This window comes from Streptomyces sp. NBC_01474 (assembly GCF_035918215.1).
Lineage (GTDB): Bacteria > Actinomycetota > Actinomycetes > Streptomycetales > Streptomycetaceae > Streptomyces > Streptomyces aureus.
Genome location: NZ_CP109449.1, coordinates 5,239,357 through 5,260,811 on the forward strand (window position 1 = coordinate 5,239,357; position 21,455 = coordinate 5,260,811).

A 21,455-nucleotide genomic window follows, 5' to 3' on the forward strand; every position below is an offset into this window, starting at 1 on the left:
GGGACGGCACTGACAACGCCGTCCGGCGACCGAGCCGGCAACCCACCCAGCGGTCGGGCCGGCATTTCGGTCGTCGGCCCCGGCCGGCTCAGCGCCGCCCCCGGGGCCTGCCGCCCGCGCCCTCGTCGCCGTCGCCGTCGTGCCCGCCGAGCAGTTCGTCCGCCAGCGTCGGCAGGTCGTCCAGCGGAGTCTCCTCCGCCCAGTCGGGCCTCGGCCGCTGACGGGGCCGGCCCTCCTCGTCGACCTGGGGCAACTCACGCGTCCGGTCATCCGAACCATGACCGGCACCCGCACCGGCACCCGCACCCCCGGCCGACGGCGCCGAAGTCCGGCGCTCATCACGGAAGTACCCCGGCGGAACCCGATCCACCGGCCCGCCATCGCCAGCACCAGCACCGCTACCGACGGAATCATCACGCACCGGCGGCAGCACCGCCGTCTCGTCGGCGGCCCCGGCCTGCTGTGCGGGATTCGGCGGCATCGGCAGCTGAGTGGTCTCGTCGTTGTCCCCACCCTGCCAAGCACCACGCCCAGCACCAGCACCAGAGGCAGAGGCAGTCCCAGCCCCGGAACCCGCACCTGCGTCCCTGACCGGCGGCAGCACGGCCGTTTCGTCGGCCGCGCCACCCGTGGGATTCACCACGGGCGTGGGAACGGTGGTCTCGTTGTCGGCCCTCGATGGCCGGCCGGCGACCTCGGACCGGGCCCCGGCCCCGGCTGCAGAAGCCGCCGCTGACTCGGAAGCGGCCGAAGCCGCCGCCGCAGAGGCAGCCGCCGCGGACGCCGCCGCCAGCCGACGGGCCTCCTCCGCCCGCAGCAGCGCCTCCTCCGCCTTGCGTTGCTTCTCCAGGCGTCGTTCCTCGGCCTCCGCGCGCAGGCGCGCCTCTTCCTCCGCCTGACGGCGGCGGCGCTCCTCCTCGACGGCCCGGGTCTGTTCCTCGGCGAGGAGCCTGGCGCGCTCCTCCTCGGCACGGCGACGCGACTCCTCGGCGCGTTGGCGGGCCTCTTCGGCCTGGCGCTCGGCCTCGCGCCGCTGCGCCTCCTCCAGCTCGCGCTGCTTGCGCTCCTCCTCCTCGGCGCGCAGCTTGGCGAGCTGTGCCAGCCGCTCGCGCTCGACGCGCTCCTCCTCGGCCTTGCGGGCGGCCTCGGCCTCGGCCTTCCTGCGGGCCTCCTCCTCGGCGGCCTTACGGGCCTCTTCCTGGGCCTTCACCTCGGCGTCGGAGAGCGGCAGCACCATGTCGAGCCGGTGCCGGACCACGGTCGTGACGGCTTCCGGCTCCTGGGCCGCGTCGACGACGAGGTAGCGGCCGGGGTCGGCGGCGGCGAGCGTGAGGAAACCGGAGCGCACGCGCGCGTGGAACTCGGCCGGCTCCGATTCGAGCCGGTCGGGCGCCTCCGTGAACCGCTCGCGGGCCGCCTGCGGGTCGACGTCGAGCAGGACGGTCAGATGCGGTACGAGTCCGCCGGTCGCCCAGCGGTTGATGCGGGCGACCTCGGTCGGCGACAGGTCGCGGCCGGCGCCCTGGTAGGCGACGGACGAGTCGATGTAGCGGTCGGAGATGACGACGGCACCGCGCTCGAGGGCGGGCCGTACGACGGTGTCCACGTGCTCCGCGCGGTCGGCGGCGTACAGGAGGGCCTCGGCGCGGTGCGAGAGGCCGGCCGACGACACGTCGAGAAGGATCGAGCGCAGCCGCTTGCCGACCGGTGTCGCGCCGGGTTCACGCGTGACGACGACCTCGTGGCCCTTACCGCGGATCCATTCGGCGAGCGCCTCGGCCTGGGTCGACTTCCCGGCGCCGTCACCGCCCTCCAGGGCGATGAAGAAGCCGGTGGCGGCGGGGGCCTGCGCCGGATCGTTCCCGCCCAGCAGCGCGTCGCGCAGGTCGTGCCGCAGGGGCACTCCGCTGCGGTCGTCGGCCTTGGCGAGTACGAGGGCGGCCACGGGCAGCAGCAGGGCGCCGACGAGCATCAGCGTGAAGGCGGCGCCGCCGTGCGCGAACACGAACTTGCCGTTGACCAGCCGGTGCGGGCCGATCGCGGCCGCCAGCAGGGGCGCGGCGACGGCGGCGACCGCGATGGAGACGCGGACGACGGCTTGGAGGTGCTCGGTCGTGCGGGCGCGCCGGTAGTCCTCGGACTCCTGGTCGAGGAGGGTGTGGCCGGTGTTGGCTGCGATGCCCGCGGTGACGCCGGCGAGGGTGACGATCAGCAGGACGCTGGTGACGTCGGGGACCAGGCCGGCGGCGAGCAGGGCGATGCCGGTCAGGGCGATCGCCAGCGCGAGGAGCCTGCGGCGCGACAGCGACGGCAGCACGGAGGGAGCCGAGCGGATGCCGACGACCGTGCCGCCCGTGAGCCCGAGCACGAGCAGCCCGAACATCACCGGGCCGCCGGACAGGTCCTTGGCGTGCAGCACGGAGACGGCGACGGCCGCCGAGATCGCCCCGGCGACGGCGGCGCAGGCAAGGACGAGGAGCGGAATGGCTCCCGTGCGTCCCTTGTCGACACCGCTACCGGTCTTGGGGCGGCGCAAACCCTCGAGCGGCGACCGCGCGCGCGGGGTCTGCGTGTCGGGAAGTTCGAGGAAGAAGACGACGGAGAGCGAGGCGGCGAACAGACCGGCCGCTACGTAGGAGGCCAGTGCGGCCTGGTGCAGGCCGAACCAGTCGACCCCGGCCCCGATCAGGTTCCCCACGAGAGTGACGACGACGAGCGCGGCGGCCGCGAGGGGCAGCGCCACGAAACCGGTGCGCAGGGAGAGGCGCCGCAGCGCGTCCATGTGGTCGGGCAGCGGGCGTACGGCCGCGCCTTCGAGGGGCGGCGCGGGCAGCAGCGCGGGCGCCGCGCTCTCGCGCGACACGGTCCAGAAGCGCTCGGCGACGCCGGCCACGAAGGCGGTGACGAGCAGGACCGCCAGCGCGTTGTCCGGGGTCCAGTCGATCCACAGGGGCGCGACGATGAGGAGCGCGGCCCGCACGCCGTCCGCGCCAACCATCGTCCAGCGCCGGTCGAGGGGTCCGTCCTTGGAGGTCAACGACGTGAGCGGGCCGAGCAGTACGGCTCCGAAGAGCAGCGTCGACAGGACGCGCGCGCCGAACACGGCGGCGACGGCGAAGGCCACGCCCCGGTACCCGCCCCCGAACGAGCCCTCGGAGACGGCTACCTGAAGGGCCAGCACCACGAGCACAAGAAGCCCGAGCGCGTCACCGATGCCGCCCACGAGTTGGGCGCTCCACAGTCGTTTCAGCTGCGGCACCCGCAGCAGGGCGCGGACAGCGCGCTCCCGGGAATCTGCGACCAGGGCGTCGTCGGGGGCCGGAATCTTGGCCGTTGGCTGCTCGGCTCGCGTCATTCGTCCAGCCTATCCGGACCCACTGACTCCCCGAAGGTCCACCCGAACATACGGCCGCCGGGGCACTCGCCCCGGCGGCCGTATGACATTCACGCGCGCGTGCGCACTCCCGTGTGCCTACTCCTCCGTAGAAGGCCCCCGTCGAAGGACCTCCGTAGGGGACGACTACAGGAGGACGGCTACAGGAGGACGGCTACAGGAGGACGGCTACAGGAGGACTACTCCTCCGTAGAGGTCGATTTCGAAGCCGTCGCCTTCTTGGCCGTCGTCTTCTTCGCGGCGGTCGTCTTCTTCGCGGCCGTCGTCTTCGAAGCGGCGGTCTTCTTGGCAGCCGTCTTCTTGGCGGGCGCCTTCTTCGCCGGAGCCTTCTTCGCGGCCTTCTTGGCCGTCTTCTTGGCGGGGCCCTTCGCCCGCTTCTCGGCGAGCAGTTCGTAGCCGCGCTCGGGCGTGATCTCCTCGACGGAGTCGGACGACCTGAGTGTCGCGTTCGTCTCGCCGTCCGTGACATACGCGCCGAAGCGACCGTCCTTGACGACGACGGGCTTCCCGCTGACCGGGTCCTCGCCGAGCTCCTTCAGCGGCGGCTTGGCGGCCGCGCGCCCGCGCTGCTTGGGCTGCGCGTAGATCGCGAGGGCCTCCTCCAGCGTGATGGCGAAGAGCTGCTCCTCGGTCTCCAGGGAGCGCGAGTCGGTGCCCTTCTTCAGGTACGGCCCGTACCGCCCGTTCTGCGCGGTGATCTCGACGCCCTCGGCGTCGGCACCGACCACGCGCGGAAGGGACATCAGCTTGAGGGCGTCGTCCAGGGTGACGGTGTCGACGGACATCGACTTGAAGAGCGACGCCGTACGCGGCTTGACCGCGTTCTTGCCGGTCTTCGGGGTGCCCTCGGGGAGCACCTCGGTGACGTACGGCCCGTAGCGACCGTCCTTCGCGATGATCTGATTCCCGGAGACGGGGTCGGCGCCCAGCTCGAAGTCGCCGCTCGGCTTGGCGAGGAGCTCCTCCGCGTACTCGACGGTGAGCTCGTCCGGAGCGAGATCCTCCGGCACGTCCGCGCGCTGGTGGTTCTCGGAGTCGCGCTCGCCGCGCTCGACGTAGGGGCCGTAGCGGCCGACCCGCAGGACGATGCCTTCGCCGACGGGGAAGGACGACACCTCGCGGGCGTCGATCGCGCCCAGGTCGGTGACGAGCTCCTTGAGGCCGCCGAGGTGGTCGCCGTCGCCGTTGCCCGCGTCGGCGGCCCCTCCGGAGCCCTCGCCCTCGCCGAAGTAGAAGCGCCGCAGCCACGGCACGGCCTGCGCCTCACCGCGTGCGATGCGGTCGAGGTCGTCCTCCATCCGGGCGGTGAAGTCGTAGTCGACGAGCCGCCCGAAGTGCTTCTCCAGGAGGTTGACCACGGCGAAGGACAGGAAGGAGGGCACAAGGGCCGTCCCCTTCTTGAACACATAGCCGCGGTCGAGGATGGTCCCGATGATCGACGCGTACGTCGACGGGCGGCCGATCTCGCGCTCTTCCAGCTCCTTGACCAGGCTGGCCTCGGTGTAACGGGCCGGCGGCTTGGTCGCGTGGCCGTCGACGGTGATCTCCTCGGCGGACAGTGCGTCGCCCTCGGAGACCTGCGGCAGCCGGCGCTCACGGTCGTCGAGCTCGGCGTTCGGGTCGTCCGCGCCCTCGACGTAGGCCTTGAGGAAGCCGTGGAAGGTGATCGTCTTGCCGGAGGCGGAGAACTCGGCGTTGCGGCCGTCGGCGGAGGTGCCGCCGATCTTGACCGTGACGGAGTTTCCGACCGCGTCCTTCATCTGGGAGGCGACGGTCCGCTTCCAGATCAGCTCGTAGAGCCGGAACTGGTCGCCGGTCAGGCCGGTCTCGGCGGGCGTGCGGAAACGATCACCCGAAGGGCGGATCGCCTCGTGCGCCTCCTGAGCGTTCTTGACCTTGCCGGCGTACGTGCGCGGCTTGTCCGGCAGGTAGTCGGCCCCGTACAGCTGCGTGACCTGCGCACGGGCGGCCGAGACCGCCGTGTCGGACAGGGTCGTGGAGTCCGTACGCATATAGGTGATGAAGCCGTTCTCGTACAGCTTCTGGGCCACCTGCATCGTGGCCTTCGCGCCGAAGCCGAGCTTGCGGCTCGCCTCCTGCTGCAGCGTCGTCGTACGGAACGGGGCGTACGGCGAGCGACGGTACGGCTTCGACTCGACGGACCGTACGGCGAAGTTCGTGTTCTCCAGGGCGGCGGCGAGCGCGCGGGCGTTCGTCTCGTCCAGAGCGAGCACATTCGCGGACTTCAGCTGGCCGAGCGAGTCGAAGTCGCGGCCCTGCGCGATGCGCTTGCCGTCGAGCGCGCTCAGGCGGGCCACGAGGTTCGACGGGTCGCTGGCGTCGCCGGAGCGGCCGGTCGCGAAGGTGCCCGTCAGGTCCCAGTACTCGGCGGAGCGGAAGGCGATGCGCTCGCGCTCCCGCTCGACGACGAGGCGGGTGGCCACGGACTGGACGCGGCCCGCCGACAGGCGCGGCATGACCTTCTTCCACAGGACCGGCGAGACCTCGTAGCCGTAGAGGCGGTCGAGGATGCGGCGGGTCTCCTGGGCGTCGACCATGCGCTTGTTCAGCTCGCGCGGGTTGGCGACGGCGCTGCGGATCGCGTCCTTGGTGATCTCGTGGAAGACCATCCGGTGGACGGGGACCTTGGGCTTCAGGACCTCGAGGAGGTGCCACGCGATGGCTTCGCCCTCGCGGTCCTCATCGGTGGCGAGGAAGAGTTCGTCGGAGTCCTTCAGCAGGTCCTTGAGCTTCTTGACCTGGGCCTTCTTGTCCGCGTTGACCACATAGATCGGCTGGAAGTCGTTTTCGACGTCCACACCGAGCCGGCGCACCTCGCCGGTGTACTTCTCGGGCACCTCGGCGGCGCCGCTCGGGAGGTCGCGGATGTGCCCGACGCTCGCTTCGACGACGTATCCAGGACCGAGGTAGCCCTTGATCGTCTTCGCCTTGGCAGGCGACTCGACGATGACGAGTCGGCGGCCGCCGTGTGCGGTCTCGCTGGTCGGGGACAACTTCGCTCTTCTCTCCGGTCGGCGCTGGGGATCCCCGCGCCCTCATGGGGGTCGGCACTGCGGTACGTGCGGTGTCGCTGCGGAGTGTGACGGTACCTCCCGCCCCCGTGTCAAACGGGAAAAGCCCGCAACGGCCACTCGAACGGTAACCCGACTACCGACGATCCTGCCGCCCGGAGTGCCCACAGGGTGTCCGGGACGTCCACCGGGCCCTCACCCGGGACGCCCCCTGCGGGCCGCCGCTCAGAACCGGCCGAAGCACCACACCCCGAGTACCAGACAGGCCACTGCGGCCAGCGTGGCGAGCGTCGCCGATGCGACAGGGTTCACACCGTCGGCGACGGGTGCCCGGTGCATGACACGTGCCCCGGTCCACAGCAGCAGCCCCGCCCCGAACAGCGTGAACACGGTCCCGGCGAAGATCGCTGGTCCGCTCTCCATGGCTTTTCCTCCCGGTGCTGGGGTCCCAGGCCGGTGAGGCTGACACGCGCGGGAGACGACGGGGCGAACCCCGGGTGAACGACCGCCATGGTGCGCCTCTGGCAACGATGTCACGGGGCGTCGTCGGAGATCTTTTGAGGTCTTTCGGAAGATCTCCCGGGATCTTCCGAAGGAAAAGCGGAATCGCATTCGCCCTCGCGCCAGACCTCGCGTCAGACCTGAGCAGGCTCCAGGAACCCCTGCTCGACGAGCATCCTGATCTGCGCGGGCGTGCGGTCCCGCAGCAAGACCGGGTCTTCCCCCACGAGTTGCGCGATGGCGTCGAGGATCCGGCCGGCGCTGAGGGTGCCGTCGCAGACGCCCGCGAACCCGGCGCCGATCGTGTCCACCTTCGTGGCCCGACGCATCCCGCGGTGCTGGCGCAGCACCACGTGCTCCGGGTCCTCGGCCCCTGGCAGCCCGACCTGCTCCTGCACGACCTCGCCCGCGAGCCTGAAGTGGGCGCCGAGCAGGGCGGCGTCGTCGTGCGTGCGCAGATAGTCGAGGCGCTCGAAGTGCGCCCGCACCGTGTCCCCGAGGGGTTGTTCGACGGAGTGCGGCCACTCCTCCACCGTGACGGACGGCTCGACGCCCTCCGGGGCCTTGCGCAGGGTGATCCAGCCGAACCCGACGCCCCGCACCTTGCGCGCCTCGAACTCGTCGAGCCACGCGTCGTACAGCGCCGCGTACTCCGCCGGGTCCGTGCGGTGGTCCCCGGCGTCCCGCAGCCACAACTCGGCGTACTGCGTGATGTCCTGCACCTCGCGCTGCACCACCCACGCGTCGCACCCGCGCGGCACCCAGGACCGGAGCCGGTCGGTCCACTCCTCCCCGTCGACGTGCTGCCAGTTGGCGAGAAACTGCGCGTACCCGCCCTCGTTCAGTCGTGCCCCCGCCTCCTGAACGAGCGTGCGGCACAGATCGTCCCCGGCCATCCCGCCGTCGCGGTACGTCAGCCGCGCACCCGGCGAGATGACGAAGGGCGGATTCGACACGATCAGGTCGTACGTCTCGTCACCCACGGGCTCGAACAGTGAGCCCTCGTGCAGGTCGGCGGGGCCGGTACCGGAGAGGGAGAGGGTCAGCGCCGTCATGTGGAGGGCGCGCGGGTTGAGGTCGGTGGCGACGACGCGCGTGGCGTGCCGGGTGGCGTGCAGCGCCTGGATCCCGGAACCCGTACCGAGGTCGAGCGCGCTCTCCACGGGCGTCCGTACGGTGATCCCGGACAGCGTCGTGGACGCACCACCAACACCCAGGACGACGCCCTCGGCGCGACTGCCGATGCCTCCGGCACCACCGACGGCGCACCCGAGGTCGGACACGATGAACCAGTCCTCGCCGTCGGGCCCGCCGTACGGCCGTACGTCGACGGACGCGGCGACCTCGTCGTCACCGGCGCGCGTCAGCCACCCGCTCTCCAGGCACTCCTCGGCCGGCAGAACGGCCGCCACGCGCGCGTACTCCGCGGGCTGCTGCAACAGGAACAGCCGTACGAGCGTCTCCAGCGGGCTGTCCCCGCGGGTCGCCCGCAGGGCGGGGACGGTCTCGCTCCGCGCGAGCGCCGCGTAGGCAGGCGCCCCGAGCAGCTCGAGCAGGCCGTCGGCGGTGAATTCGGCCCCCAACAGGGCCTCACGCAGTCGGGCGACGACATCGTCACGGTCAATGGACGGCAACTGGGACAGACTGGAGCTACTCACGCCCCCATTGTCACCCCGGCCCCCCGATGGCCACCCACATACGACGTGTCCCCGGCACCGCGTGAAAACGGCACCGGGGACACGGGGGAAACGTCAGCGCTCTGAGTCAGCTCGCCCCAGAGCCAGCACCCGGAGTCCGCTCACCGCAGAACCGACTCGCCTTGGAGCCAGCTCACCGCAGAACCGACTCCCGGAGTGAGCTCGCCCGAAGCCGGCGCCTGAAGCCGGCTCGCCTGAGCCCGCACCCGGAGCCAGCCCCCGGGAGTCGGCTCGACTGGGCCAACTCCCGGGATCGGCGCACCCGCGTCAGCTCTTGGAGGGAGCCGGGGAAGCGGACGCGCTCTTGCAGCTGTCCTGCTTCGCCATCGCCTTGCCGACGTCGCCCTCCTCCAGCTTCTTGAGCGCGTCGCTCCCGCTCTGGCTCAGCTTGTCGAGCTCGCCCGCGATGCCCTTGAGGCCGTCGGCGAACTTCGCCTGGTCCTTCGTGTCGAGCTTGTCGACCTGCTTCTTCAGGTCCGCGTACGAGGCCGAGATCGCGTTGAGCTCCTTGACCGCGTCCGTCTGCTTCTTCTCGCCGCCGTCGACCGGCGGGGGCCCCGCCTTGTCCACGGCTGAACCGATCGCCTTGTAGGCGTCGGACATGTCCTGGAAGGCCTGCGCGTCGGTGCTCTGGACGTCCGCGGGCTTGGCGTTGTCCGAGGTCTCCTTCTGGATCGCGGCGTTGGCGTCCTCGATCTTCTTGGCCTGCGGCTGGACCGAGTCACAGACCGCCTTGGCCCAGGAGTCGAGCTTCTCGTTGCCGTTGTCGCTGCTGCATCCCGACAGCGCAAGCACCAGTACCGCACCGCCGGACAGTGCGGCTGCAAGCTTCTTGTTCACCGGATTGGTCCCTTCCATGGCTCTCGGCCCCGGAACATACACGCCAAGTGGGCGACAATCGCATGCTGAACGTCCGTCATGAGTGCTTTATCGGGTATTTGCAGCCATTTGCACCAAGAGAGATAAGCCTCACTGAAGAACCGTCACCCGACGCGGGCGGGCGGGCAGCGCGTCAATACGCGCTGCCCGCCCGTCCGTTGAGCTCGCGGCCGTACCTGACCAGGTGAAACCCGGGGTCAGGAAACCACCGCCGGATCCGCCTCCCGCTTCGCTACGTGGTCGGAGTTGTCGTCGTCGCCGACCGTGATGCCGCGCCTCTTGGAGACGTAAACGGAACCGGCGATCACGCCGATCGACAGCACGGCGACGACGATCCGTACTCCCAGGCTCGCGTCCGCCCCGAAGCTGAACTTGACGACTGCGGGCGCGATGAGGAGCGCCACCAGGTTCATCACCTTCAGCAGCGGGTTGATCGCGGGCCCGGCCGTGTCCTTGAACGGGTCGCCGACCGTGTCGCCGATGACGGTCGCGGCGTGGGCCTCGCTGCCCTTGCCGCCGTAATGCCCGTCCTCGACGAGTTTCTTCGCGTTGTCCCACGCACCACCGGAGTTGGCGAGGAAGACCGCCATCAGCGTTCCCGTGCCGATCGCGCCGGCGAGGAACGAACCGAGGGCACCGACGCCGAGCGTGAAACCGATCGCGATGGGCGCGAGGACGGCGAGCAGACCCGGCGTGGCCAACTCCCGCAACGCGTCCTTCGTGCAGATGTCGACGACGCGCCCGTACTCCGGCTTCTCCGTGTAGTCCATGATCCCGGGGTGTTCGCGGAACTGCCGCCGCACCTCGTAGACCACGGCACCCGCTGACCGCGACACCGCGTTGATCGCGAGTCCGGAGAAGAGGAAGACGACCGCGGCGCCGACGATCAGGCCCACCAGGTTGTTGGGCTGCGAGATGTCCATCACGAGGTTCATCGGGCCGCCGTCGCCGACCTTCTCGCCGACGTCCTTGGCGGCGGAGACGATCGCGTCACGGTAGGACCCGAAGAGCGCCGAGGCCGCGAGTACGGCCGTGGCGATGGCGATTCCCTTGGTGATGGCCTTGGTCGTGTTGCCCACGGCGTCCAGGTCGGTGAGGACCTGCGCGCCCGAGCCCGTCACGTCACCGGACATCTCGGCGATGCCCTGCGCGTTGTCGGAGACGGGTCCGAAGGTGTCCATGGCGACGATGACGCCGACCGTGGTGAGCAGGCCCGTGCCCGCGAGGGCGACCGCGAACAGCGCCAGCATGATCGACGTGCCGCCGAGCAGGAACGCCCCGTACACACCGAGACCGATCAACAGGCCGGTGTAGACGGCCGATTCGAGGCCGACGGAGATTCCGGCGAGCACCACGGTGGCGGGTCCGGTGAGCGACGACTTGCCGATGTCGCGGACCGGACGCCGACTGGTCTCGGTGAAGTAGCCCGTGAGCTGCTGGATCAGCGCGGCGAGCACGATACCGATGGCCACGGCGACAAGGGCCAGGATCCGCGGATCGCCGTCCTTCACCTTGATCGCCGCGTCGGTGATGCCGTTGAGCTCGGCATACGTCGCCGGCAGATACGTGTAGACCGCTGCGGCCACCAGGGCGAGCGAGATGACCGCGGAGATGAAGAACCCGCGGTTGATCGCGCTCATTCCGCTGCGGTCGGACCGGCGCGGCGCCACGGCGAAGATTCCGATCATCGCCGTCACTACGCCGATCGCGGGAACGATCAGCGGGAAGGCGAGCCCGGAGTCGCCGAAGGCCGCCTTGCCGAGGATCAGTGCGGCGACCAGCGTGACGGCGTACGACTCGAAGAGGTCGGCGGCCATACCGGCACAGTCGCCGACGTTGTCGCCCACGTTGTCGGCGATGGTCGCGGCATTTCGCGGATCATCCTCCGGAATGCCCTTTTCGACCTTGCCGACCAGGTCGGCGCCGACGTCGGCGGCCTTGGTGAAGATGCCGCCTCCGACACGCATGAACATCGCGATGAGCGCCGCGCCGAGGCCAAATCCTTCGAGGACCTTGGGCGCGTCGGCCGCGTAGACCAGCACGACACAGGAGGCGCCGAGCAGGCCCAGCCCCACCGTGAACATGCCGACTACGCCACCCGTGCGAAAAGCGATCTTCATGGCCTTGTGCGAGACGGCGGTGAGATCCTTTTCCGGCTCGCCTTCCGCCGGGGTTGCTTCCCTGGCCGCGGCGGCCACGCGCACATTGCTGCGCACCGCGAGCCACATTCCGATGTATCCGGTGGTCGCCGAGAACACCGCGCCGATCAGGAAGAAGATCGAACGCCCGGCTCGCTGATTCCAATCGTCCGCGGGCAGCAGCATGAGCAGGAAGAACACCACGACGGCGAATACCGCCAGGGTCCGCAGCTGCCGCCCGAGGTAGGCATTCGCGCCTTCCTGGACCGCTGCCGCGATCTTCTTCATGCTGTCGGTGCCCTCGCCTGCCGCCAGTACCTGGCGTACGAGCACTGCGGCCACCACGAGGGCGGCGAGCGCGACGATCCCGATCACCATGACGATGAGGCGGTTGTCGTCGGTCAGGACTGCGGCTGCGAAGGTTGAGGGGTGGTTAAACGCTTGAGGGGTAGAAAGCCCCGCCATTCGTCCTCCTTGACGCTTGGGCTGAGCTCAAGATGTGGACGGATTGTAGGGAGTGGCGCCTGATCAAAACAGTGCGCGGGAAACGGAATTTGCCATCCGTTACTACCCGGCAAATGATCGTCCAACACGATGGGCGCACAAGAAGCAGTAATGCCCTGAAAGCATTGAGGCTTGATCCAATTATGATCGACGATCTAGGAAACGCAAAAGGACCCTGCTCACCGGGGTGACTGCAGGGCCTCGAGCCAGAAACGATCACATAGGGAAACCGCCGGGCGGAGCCACGGACGAGCGGATCAGGGGGCGTTGTGTGGACGCCGGGGGGACCGCGTCAGGACGGAAGAGTCGCCGGCGTGGTCGGCCAAGTCATCCGAATGAGTCCACCGGACTCGTCCGTGGTGACCTCCACGTCGTCGACGAGGCCACTGATGACGGCGAGGCCCATGTCGTCCTCACCCTCCGCCTCCAGATCGTCCGACCCGCCGGGCGCGTCGGACGACTGATCGCCGGGAACACTCCGCGGAGCCTCGTCCCCGACCTCGATGGAGAACTGCTTCTCCTCCTCGGTGAGAATTACCCGAACGGGTGCAGCGATACCGCTGCTCCGGTGAAGACCGACGGCGCGACTGCAGGCCTCGCCGACAGCGAGCCTGACCTCGTCGAGCACGGCCTCGTCCACTCCGGCCCTGCGCGCCACCGCGGCCGCCACCAGGCGGGCGGTTCGGACGTGCTCGGGCTGCGCGCTGAATCGGAGTTCGACGGTGGCCATGCATCCCCCTCGGATGTACGGGCGTGCTCTGAAGGGACCGGGCCATCGGCCCGGCCCCCACTTCCGCTCAGCCACCGGCCTGTGGGCCGGTGACCGATCAGTCGGTAGCCGCTACGGCTTCCTCGACCGAGGTGTGGATGGGGAACACCTTGGTCAGGCCGGTGATACGGAAGATCTTGAGAATGCGCTCCTGGTTGCAGACCAGTCGCAGCGAGCCCTCATGGGCCCGCACTCGCTTCAGTCCGCCCACCAGCACGCCGAGCCCGGTGGAGTCGAGGAAATCGACTCCCTCCATGTCGACGACAAGGTGGAAGCTGCCGTCGTTCACCAGCTCGACCAGCTGCTCTCGCAGCTTGGGCGCGGTATATACATCGATTTCGCCACCGACCTCGACGACCGTACGATCGCCGACGGTACGGGTCGACAGGGACAGGTCCACGGATCCTCCAGCACCTTGCTATCGAGCGGTCATCCCTCGGGACACCTCGGCAGAGCCCCCGGGACGGATCGCCAGCCGCGATGGCATTCAATCACTTACCGGCAGGCGTGCACGACGCCTTAGGAGCATTGTCCGTCACGCCAGTGACACACTCGGTGTCGATGGCCAAGAATCACCGTCGCGGACAACCCGCGTCGGACACCGCTTCCAGCCCCTCTCCCGGGGCGATTCTCGACCGGCTCGCTTCGGGTCCGAGCCGGGCTTCGCGCATCACTCATACGGAGCACTTGCCCCCGCGACCGGGTCGTCATGCCGTATGGCCCGACCGCATCCGATCCGAGGTCATCGCCGCCGTCCAGGCGGCCGGAATCGAGCACCCCTGGGCCCACCAGGCGCTCGCCGCCGAGCACGCCATGGACGGCGAGTCGGTCGTCGTCTCCACCGGAACGGCCTCCGGAAAGTCCCTGGCGTACCTCGTCCCGGTGCTCTCCCGGCTCCTCGACGGCTCCGAGGCACCGAACGGGCGTGGCGCGACCGCGCTCTACCTCGCGCCGACGAAAGCCCTCGCCGCGGACCAGTGCCGATCGGTGAAGGAACTTTCACAACCGCTCGGCACGGCGATCCGCCCCGCGGTCTACGACGGCGACACCCCTGTCGAGGAACGCGAGTGGGTGCGGCAGTACGCCAACTACGTCCTGACCAACCCCGACATGCTGCACCGCGGGATATTGCCCTCACACCCCCGCTGGTCCTCCTTCCTCAAGTCGCTCAAGTACGTCGTCATCGACGAGTGCCACACCTACCGCGGCGTCTTCGGGTCCCACGTCGCCCAGGTCCTGCGCCGCCTGCGCCGCCTGTGCGCCCGCTACGGCTCGGAACCCGTGTTCCTGCTGGCGTCCGCCACCGCCGCCGACCCGGCCGTCGCCGCCGAGCGCCTGACAGGTCTCCCGGTCCTCGAGATCGCCAACGACGCCTCACCCCGCGGGGAGCTCGTCTTCGCCCTCTGGGAGCCCCCTCTCACCGATCTCCACGGCGAGAAGGGCGCCCCCGTCCGCCGCACCGCCACCGCCGAGACGGCGGACCTGCTGACCGACCTGACCCTGCAGGGCGTCCGCTCCGTCGCCTTCGTACGCTCCCGGCGCGGCGCCGAGCTGATCTCGGTGATCGCCCAGGAACGCCTCGCCGAAATCGACCGCTCCCTCGCCCGCCGCGTCGCCGCCTACCGCGGCGGCTACCTGCCCGAGGAACGCCGCGCCCTCGAACGCGCCCTGCACTCCGGCGAACTCCTCGGCCTCGCCGCCACCACCGCCCTCGAACTCGGCATCGACGTCTCAGGGTTGGACGCTGTCGTCATCGCCGGCTACCCGGGCACCAGGGCATCGCTGTGGCAGCAGGCAGGCCGCGCGGGACGATCGGGACAGGGGGCACTCGCCGTCCTCGTCGCCCGCGACGACCCACTGGACACATACCTCGTCCACCACCCCGAAGCCCTCTTCGACCAGCCGGTGGAGTCCACGGTCCTGGACCCCGACAACCCGTACGTCCTCGCCCCCCATCTATGCGCGGCCGCGGCCGAACTCCCTCTCACCGACGACGACTTGCCCCTCTTCGGCCCGACCACCGCCGAGCTGCTCCCCCAGCTGGAGGACGCGAAGCTGCTGCGCCGCCGCACCAAGGCCTGGCACTGGACCCGCCGCGAACGCGCCGCCGATCTGACGGACATCCGAGGCGACGGCGGCAACCCCGTACAGATCGTCGAGGCGGGTACGGGACGCCTCCTGGGCACCGTGGACGCCGGCTCGGCGCACACCACCGTCCACGACGGCGCCGTCCACCTCCACCAGGGCCGCACATACCTCGTGAAGCACCTGGACCTGGAGGACTCGGTCGCCCTCGTCGAGGAGGCCAACCCGACCTACTCGACCACCGCCCGCGACACCACCGCCATCTCCGTACTGGAGACGGACATCGAAGTCCCTTGGGGTGAAGGCCGGTTGTGCTACGGCTCCGTCGAAGTCACCAACCAGGTCGTCTCCTTCCTGCGCCGTCGCCTCATCACCGGCGAAGTCCTCGGCGAGACCAAACTCGACCTCCCTCCCCGCACCCTCCGCACCCGCGCCGTGTGGTGGACGGTGACGGAGGACCAACTCGACGCGGCACGCGTGAACCCGGAGATCCTCGGCGGCGCGCTGCACGCCGCCGAACACGCCTCCATCGGCATGCTGCCGCTGTTCGCCACCTGCGACCGCTGGGACATCGGCGGCGTCTCCATCCCCCTCCACCCGGACACCCTGCTGCCCACTGTCTTCGTGTACGACGGCCATCCCGGCGGGGCGGGATTCGCGGAGCGCGCGTTCCACACGGCCCGCGAGTGGCTCACCGCCACGCTCGAAGCGATCGCCTCCTGCGAGTGCGAGGCGGGCTGCCCGTCCTGTATCCAGTCCCCCAAGTGCGGCAACGGCAACGACCCTCTCCACAAACGCGGCGCGGTACGGCTGCTGAAGGTCCTGCTCAGGGACGCCCCTTCGGTGATGCCTTCGACGGCACCTCCGGCACCGGTCTCGACAGGTACGGGGACGTCTTCGGCGCGGGCTTCGTCCGAGGGGCGGCCGACATCTCAGGGTCAGGAACCTGGTCCGGCGGCTGACTGACCGACTGATCCCGCGAGGCCCATCACTCGGGATCAAAGGGGCCGGCCGGATCCACGGGACCAGCAGAAATGGTCGGTACACCACGCACCGCACGAGCCGTGCGTCCTGTGCCACCGCCACCCGGGCCGCGTGGGCGCAGGCCTCCTCACGGCCCTCCATCCAGTGACGGCGGCCGCGAGAGCAGCCGTCCCTCTTCCCGCCGCGGCCCGTCTCATCGGGCCGCGAGCGCGAAGGCCCCCGGCCGACGCGCAACAAGACAGAACGCGGCTCCGACCCCCGAGCACGCACGCGCCGGCCTCGTCCTGCCGTCTGCTCTTTCTCTTCTCCTTCCTTTCCCACCTTTTCTGCCAGGCCGAAGGGTGCGTGAGAGGGGTTGTCGGCAAGTCCGGTACGCCCGTACCGGCGGTCCTGACCTGCCGTTTTCCTCTTTCAAGCGGAGGAAGGTGCACTAGGGGCTTTGAGACCCGTTTTGCGGGTGACTTTGCTAGTGGTTTTGAGGGTTAGTTTGTCGACAGTGCAGGTGCGGAGGCTGTGGCGCCCGGGCAGGTCGTCACAGGCGTTGGGCCTCCGTCACCCGCGCACTACGGGCTCCATGGTGAACACGGGCTCAGGTCGATCAGGCGGCGGCCCCGCTTCCCGCCTCAACACGCTGCTCGGCGCCGCCCGCCCCTACAAAGCAGCGGCCGTCGACGAACTCCGCACCCGCGCCCTGGAATCTCGCCACTGCCGAGCCCATCACGACCCCGGCGGCCCGATACGAGCCGCGCCGGTGAACGTGCTGGCGGCGGCCGGCCGCCGCCGAGCCCTCAATGCCGCCGCCCGCCCCGGCGGGTCACGTTCGTCAACAGCGACCCCCCTCACTCATCGTCGCCGTCGTCGAGTCGCACTCTTCGTGAAGTGCGCGCCACGGTGGTCGGCGTCCGCGGGCTTGGACTGGCTGTCGAGGCGGACAGGGGTACAGCTGTTGAGGTAGCTACTCCACGAGGCGAGGCGGTCAGCGGAATTCTGGGGGAGAGGGCGGTGACGGCCGAAGAGACGGCCGCGGTGAGGCCCGTGGCGGCGAGCGCCGCCCACCAGGGCGCGCTGGTGGCGATGACAAGCGTAGCGGTCACAGTCCGTCACAGCCGACCGGTACGCATACCGGTACACGTCTCGCTGCACCGCGCCGCCGGGCGGCTACTGCGCACCGTTGCGCACTCGCCTGTCGCCGCCTGCGCAACGGCTCGCGGATGGTTGCGCAGCACCACCTGATAGTCCGCTGCGCATCGGGGATCCCAGGGTGCACTGTGACTGCGCAGCGGAGGTTGCGCAGCACCGTGGGCGCTCTTTCGCGGTGACTGCGCACTCCCCCGCACCGGTACGCGTTTGGTCTTCCAACGCGTACCGGCAGCCTCGGCCAATTCCGTGTCACCCGGTTTCGAGGGCGCCGCGGCGACTGGCCGCGCCCGTTGCCGTCCGCCGACCGGTACGCGTTTTGCGGGGGCGGAGAAGCGCGTACCCAAACGTGCACCGGTCTGCAGAACACCCAGGTCACAGACCTGTCAGACGTATCCATGGCCAGCAGAACACAACGGGTTGCTCAGGTACTGGCACGCGTTTTCGCCGTACCGCTCCAGCCGCCTGTTACGCGCTTTTGGCAAGCGCCACAAAATGCGTAACGACCGCTCACAGTCGACCGGTACGCGTTGCGCAGTACCCGGTGCGCAACGCGCCCCAGTTGGCACTGCGCAGCCGGAGTCGGGGCCGGGCGGGCGTGCTGCACCCCGAGTACGGGATCCATAGGGCGCTGCGCAGTCGTAGGCCGCACCCCGGCACCGGTCACTGCGCACGGGTCGTCAGGAGGCTGCGCACCACACTGCGCAGCTTCCGAGAACGAGGGTGCGCAGTCGGCCGTCGGACGCTGCGCAGCCCATAGTTGGACACGTTGGGTGAAGACGTGAGCGTTCATGCAATTCCCCATCGGCGGCGCCTTCAGCTCCGCGTAATTCCCCAGTTGGTTACGGCTGGTGACGGGCCGCCCGACTGCTGAGTGTGGGGCTGGACAGCGCCCCCAAGGGCGCCTTCGGTGGCGCTCCGCGCTGGCCTTCGCCACCCTTGACCGCCCCGACCAGCCGTAATGATCGTCGGCTATCGAGCGGCCCGAGAACCCTGGCGTCCCTGGGAGCAAGGAGCGCCTCCGCAGTCCGCCTGGAGACGAAGGAGTCGACTCCGCGATGTCCCTGGCCCATTCCGTGCCGTTCCAGCTGGGGAATTACGCGAACGTCCACAGAAGGCTCGCCGGGCCTGTCGAGGACCGGTTCGCGTTGGGGCGGGTGCCGCAAGGGGGTGTGCCGAAACGCGTACCGGTTTGCGTACCGGTCCAACGTGACCAACTCGCAACCGCAGACCCCGGAATCCGGTACGCAAACCGGTACGCCCTGTTGGGTTGGCTCATGGCATCCCTGCCGTCTGACCGTTAACGCTGTCCGGACAGACTGTCCGCGTCTGGCCGCCTGTCCGCGGACAGCAGAGAGCCCCCAGTGACCGCCTGTCCGCAGGCTGGCCGCCGGGGGCTCTTCGGGTGTCCGCGCTGTCCGCGTCAGTCGTTAACGGTGTCCACCGTCTGATCCGCCGGGGCGTCAGGCATCCCGCCCTGGGCCAGTACGGACGGCCGCTCGGCGAGCGCTGACGGGTCGCCGCAGAGGGCCAACAGGAGCGCGTCCAGGCACGCAATGCGGGCCTTCAGCCGGGGGTTACCGCTGTCGCGCCGGAGGGCCTCCCGCAGGTCCTTTGACTGGCGCTGGATCTCCAGGACTTCCAGGTTGAAGAGCGCCTGTACCTCTGCGGCTTCCAGGGCTTCAGTGGTTGTCATTGCGGATCACCCCCGGTGCGCTTCGCCGATCTCTCTGGCCTTACTACCCCAAAGGACTTCTCCGGCGGGGGCGATCGTCTCCGGGAGTCGCTCCAGGCGGAGGTCTGCCACCAGGGCCGTGTCCTCCACGGCGTGGGCCAGGTAGCGAATCGCCGTACGCATCTCCAGCTTGGAGGCGTCCGGGTCGTCGGCCAGGGCGCGGGCCCGGCCGGCGTCATCCCGCGCCGTCGCAATCATGCTGGCTTCCATCGTGTCGGCGATGGTGTTGATGAGGCCGTTGCCCTGGGGGGTATAGGCGTCCCGCCCATCGTCGGTCCAGGGGAGGCGCCGCATAGGCTGTGTCATGTCGTTCGCTCCTTCGTAGCGATCGGCCACGCCCCCGGACAGTTAGCCGCTGTCGCGGGGGTCCTTCGTTCCCCAGGCTACGCGACTGCGTCCCACTGCGTCCCTCTAATACCCAACGCGTCCGGACGCGTCCTCACGCTGCGGGACGGCCTAGGCCGCGGCAGTCTCGGATCATGAGTGGAATGCCGCGCTACCGGTACGAGGAGCTGGCCGACCAGATCACGGAGGAGGTCCGCTCCGGGACGCTGGCGAAGGGGGCCGCCCTCCCCGCTGAGCGCCGCATGACGGAGGTCTACGGAGTCAGCATCGGGACAGTGCGCCGCGCCGTCGCGCTACTCCGTGAGCGGGGCGTAGTCGCGACCCTGCCCGCGAAGGGGACGTTCGTCCTGGGCGCCGGAGAGGACAGCGAAGAGCGGCCGTAACGCCACGCGGCGAGGAGCGCCACGACCTCCGGGCCCCGCACTTCGGCCACCACCAGGCGGTCCGGCAGCATGCGCAGCGCTTGACGCACCATGTCGTCCAGACCCACGAGCCCCGCCCCCTCCGGGTTGGCAGGCCGCGCCTCGAGCCGCACCACATGCGGATGGTCGGGCCGCAGCTCGGCGGAGTCCTCGGCTAGCACCACGCGCCCCCGGCCCCACCAGGCCGGGTAACGCGCTGTGGAGCGTCGTCTTCCCGGACCCCGTACCGTCACTGATCAGGAACGACAGCCGCGCGTCGAGGAGAGCCCGAAGCACCTGGTCCCCGCCGGGCGGCACCGTCTCCGCCGCCACGAGCTCCTCCAGCGTGAAGGCGCGTTGCCGCTACCGCCCCCGCAGCGCCAGGCAGGCGCAGCCGGCGGCGTGCAGCCGGATCCCGTCCGGCAGCCGGGCGTCCACCCATGGCCTCGCGTCGTCCAGGCGTCGTCCGGCCACCGCCGCGAGGCGCTGCGCGAGCCTCCGCAGGACGATGTGCTCTCGAACCGCACTCCCGTCAGCTCCAGGCCAGCGCCCCGGTCCACCCACACCCGGTCGGGCGCGGAGACCAGCACGTCGGTCACCGACAGGTCGGCGAGCAGAGGCCCAAGTGGGCCCGTTCCCGCGAGTTTGGGGCGCAACTGATCGGCTGCGCCCAGCACTTCGGCGTCCCCGAGGAGTTTCCCCTGGGCCCTGAGCGCTTCCGCGACCCGCGCCGGGGTCGCCTCCGCACCGTTCACCGCGAGCCACTGCCGCACCCCGTCCAACATGCACGCACCCACGACCCCAGTCACGCGACGCCGAGGTCACGGCGAGCGCGCACGCCAGCGTGGACGCCTCGGCTCCGCCTCGCCCGCCGATCACCCCGACGGTGAGCGCGGGCCTTCCACGCCTTCGGCCACGTCGGCGATCCGGTCCATCGGCCACTGCTCGCCGTCCGGCAGCATCAGCACGTGGTCGGCACCGATCTCGACGGCCCGCTGCCACACCCCCGAATCGTCCTGGTCACGCCCGACCAGTACGACGCCACGCCGCCGCGCCACGCCCAGTACCCGCTCGACCGCGTCGTCCCCGACGAGCACCAGCGGCGCCGATTCCCAGCTCCCTCTGCGCTCCGGCACCCCGTGATGGACCTCGGGCCGCGTGCCGGCCGCGGCGCACAGCCGCAGCAGGTCGTCCAGCAGATCCACGTCCTCGGTCACGATCAGCGGTGTGCGCCGCCGCCCGTCCGCGACCGGCGCCCGGTCGCATGTGATGGCTCCCGCCACGATTTCCGCCCCCTCGCTCGCTGTCCCGCTCGCACCTGCGAGCCGGCCACTCCCCTCGCGCAGCCAGACCCGGCCGAAGGCCCTACCGAGTGCCCGACCGGGAAACGGAACCGATAATGAACACCGGTCCCGACTTCGCGAGTGGAATCACCGTGCAGCGATCCCGGAAATCGTGTGGATCTTGGTCAATTACTGTGGACAAGAGAGGGCTTGTGAATATCCCCATCTCCCATACCGGTGACATCACTTGTGTCATCTAGGGCGGCCCCTCAACTACCCTCATCGCACCTTCCACAGAGCAGCCTTTCGACTACACACGGTGACGTAGATCGGGCGCGAGGCGGCACCCGCCGGAAGCGCGGCGCGGGGCGACACAAGGGTGGAGAACGCATAAGTCCGGACCCAAAGTGGGTCCGGACATGCGACGACCCCCGCCGGGGGGGAGAGCGGGGGTCGTCCCCACGGTCCGACTCGGGGGGGGAGGAGCCAGACCGGGTTAGCACGGTCGCGAACGATCCGTGACTTCCATGGTGTACCCGAGAGCCTTCTCAGGCAAACCCACGCGCCAGAG

Annotated in this window: 12 protein-coding genes and 2 pseudogenes; 2 read left to right on the forward strand and 12 right to left on the reverse strand. The window is 69.9% G+C overall.

Annotated elements, in window-relative coordinates:
- Positions 1 to 88: 88 nt before the first annotated feature.
- From tmk to bldG, 8 genes are all read right to left on the reverse strand, one after another.
- The gene (tmk, locus tag OG758_RS24050) at positions 89 to 3,355 is read right to left on the reverse strand and encodes a dTMP kinase (RefSeq protein WP_326711869.1); all 3,267 of its coding nucleotides are present in this window, start codon (positions 3,353 to 3,355) and stop codon (positions 89 to 91) included.
- A 218-nt stretch (positions 3,356 to 3,573) separates the two neighbouring features.
- Positions 3,574 to 6,408, reverse strand: a complete 2,835-nt coding sequence (topA, locus tag OG758_RS24055) for a type I DNA topoisomerase (protein ID WP_326711870.1) — start codon at positions 6,406 to 6,408, stop codon at positions 3,574 to 3,576.
- Between the two features lie 243 nt (positions 6,409 to 6,651).
- Positions 6,652 to 6,849, reverse strand: a complete 198-nt coding sequence (locus tag OG758_RS24060) for a hypothetical protein (protein WP_326711871.1) — start codon at positions 6,847 to 6,849, stop codon at positions 6,652 to 6,654.
- Positions 6,850 to 7,061: 212 nt separating this feature from the next.
- A complete protein-coding gene (locus OG758_RS24065) occupies positions 7,062 to 8,585 on the reverse strand; it encodes a DUF7059 domain-containing protein (protein ID WP_326711872.1) in 1,524 nt (507 codons plus the stop codon).
- 306 nt (positions 8,586 to 8,891) lie between these two features.
- The gene (locus tag OG758_RS24070; protein ID WP_326711873.1) at positions 8,892 to 9,482 is read right to left on the reverse strand and encodes a small secreted protein; all 591 of its coding nucleotides are present in this window, start codon (positions 9,480 to 9,482) and stop codon (positions 8,892 to 8,894) included.
- Between the two features lie 218 nt (positions 9,483 to 9,700).
- Entirely contained in the window at positions 9,701 to 12,106 is a 2,406-nt protein-coding gene (locus tag OG758_RS24075; protein WP_326711874.1) for a sodium-translocating pyrophosphatase, read from the reverse strand.
- A 331-nt stretch (positions 12,107 to 12,437) separates the two neighbouring features.
- Entirely contained in the window at positions 12,438 to 12,875 is a 438-nt protein-coding gene (locus tag OG758_RS24080) for an ATP-binding protein (protein WP_266561765.1), read from the reverse strand.
- A 97-nt stretch (positions 12,876 to 12,972) separates the two neighbouring features.
- The gene (bldG, locus tag OG758_RS24085) at positions 12,973 to 13,314 is read right to left on the reverse strand and encodes an anti-sigma factor antagonist BldG (RefSeq protein WP_003975386.1); all 342 of its coding nucleotides are present in this window, start codon (positions 13,312 to 13,314) and stop codon (positions 12,973 to 12,975) included.
- 80 nt (positions 13,315 to 13,394) lie between these two features.
- On the opposite strand from bldG, the gene OG758_RS24090 reads away from it, so the two are divergent.
- A complete protein-coding gene (locus OG758_RS24090; RefSeq protein ID WP_326711875.1) occupies positions 13,395 to 15,965 on the forward strand; it encodes a DEAD/DEAH box helicase in 2,571 nt (856 codons plus the stop codon).
- A 2,578-nt stretch (positions 15,966 to 18,543) separates the two neighbouring features.
- On the opposite strand, the gene OG758_RS24095 is transcribed toward OG758_RS24090, so the two are convergent.
- Together OG758_RS24095 and OG758_RS24100 are read right to left on the reverse strand one after the other, a co-directional pair.
- Complete coding sequence (locus OG758_RS24095) at positions 18,544 to 18,816, reverse strand: hypothetical protein (protein ID WP_326711876.1); 273 nt, start codon at positions 18,814 to 18,816, stop codon at positions 18,544 to 18,546.
- Between the two features lie 6 nt (positions 18,817 to 18,822).
- The gene (locus tag OG758_RS24100) at positions 18,823 to 19,161 is read right to left on the reverse strand and encodes a hypothetical protein (RefSeq protein WP_326711877.1); all 339 of its coding nucleotides are present in this window, start codon (positions 19,159 to 19,161) and stop codon (positions 18,823 to 18,825) included.
- A 173-nt stretch (positions 19,162 to 19,334) separates the two neighbouring features.
- Between OG758_RS24100 and OG758_RS24105 the strand changes: the two genes are divergently transcribed.
- Positions 19,335 to 19,583 carry a winged helix-turn-helix domain-containing protein gene (locus tag OG758_RS24105; protein ID WP_326711878.1) on the forward strand — a complete coding sequence of 83 codons (249 nt, stop codon included), beginning with the start codon at positions 19,335 to 19,337 and terminating at the stop codon, positions 19,581 to 19,583.
- Here OG758_RS24105 and OG758_RS24110 read toward each other — a convergent pair.
- Together OG758_RS24110 and OG758_RS24115 are read right to left on the reverse strand one after the other, a co-directional pair.
- Positions 19,577 to 20,386: pseudogene (locus tag OG758_RS24110) on the reverse strand (ATPase, T2SS/T4P/T4SS family); the annotation flags it as partial. The gene OG758_RS24105 and the pseudogene OG758_RS24110 sit on opposite strands and share 7 nt — an antisense overlap.
- A 28-nt stretch (positions 20,387 to 20,414) precedes the next feature.
- A pseudogene (locus OG758_RS24115) lies at positions 20,415 to 20,884 on the reverse strand (septum site-determining protein Ssd); the annotation flags it as partial.
- Positions 20,885 to 21,455: the final 571 nt, after the last annotated feature.

Coding starts and splice junctions, on each gene's coding strand:
- OG758_RS24100 (WP_326711877.1), bottom strand. CDS start 19,161: ATGACACAGCCTATGCGGCGCCTCCCCTGGACCGACGATGGGCGGGAC.
- tmk (WP_326711869.1), bottom strand. CDS start 3,355: ATGACGCGAGCCGAGCAGCCAACGGCCAAGATTCCGGCCCCCGACGAC.
- OG758_RS24060 (WP_326711871.1), bottom strand. CDS start 6,849: ATGGAGAGCGGACCAGCGATCTTCGCCGGGACCGTGTTCACGCTGTTC.
- OG758_RS24075 (WP_326711874.1), bottom strand. CDS start 12,106: ATGGCGGGGCTTTCTACCCCTCAAGCGTTTAACCACCCCTCAACCTTC.
- OG758_RS24090 (WP_326711875.1), top strand. CDS start 13,395: ATGGCATTCAATCACTTACCGGCAGGCGTGCACGACGCCTTAGGAGCA.
- OG758_RS24095 (WP_326711876.1), bottom strand. CDS start 18,816: ATGACAACCACTGAAGCCCTGGAAGCCGCAGAGGTACAGGCGCTCTTC.
- OG758_RS24105 (WP_326711878.1), top strand. CDS start 19,335: ATGAGTGGAATGCCGCGCTACCGGTACGAGGAGCTGGCCGACCAGATC.
- OG758_RS24080 (WP_266561765.1), bottom strand. CDS start 12,875: ATGGCCACCGTCGAACTCCGATTCAGCGCGCAGCCCGAGCACGTCCGA.
- OG758_RS24070 (WP_326711873.1), bottom strand. CDS start 9,482: ATGGAAGGGACCAATCCGGTGAACAAGAAGCTTGCAGCCGCACTGTCC.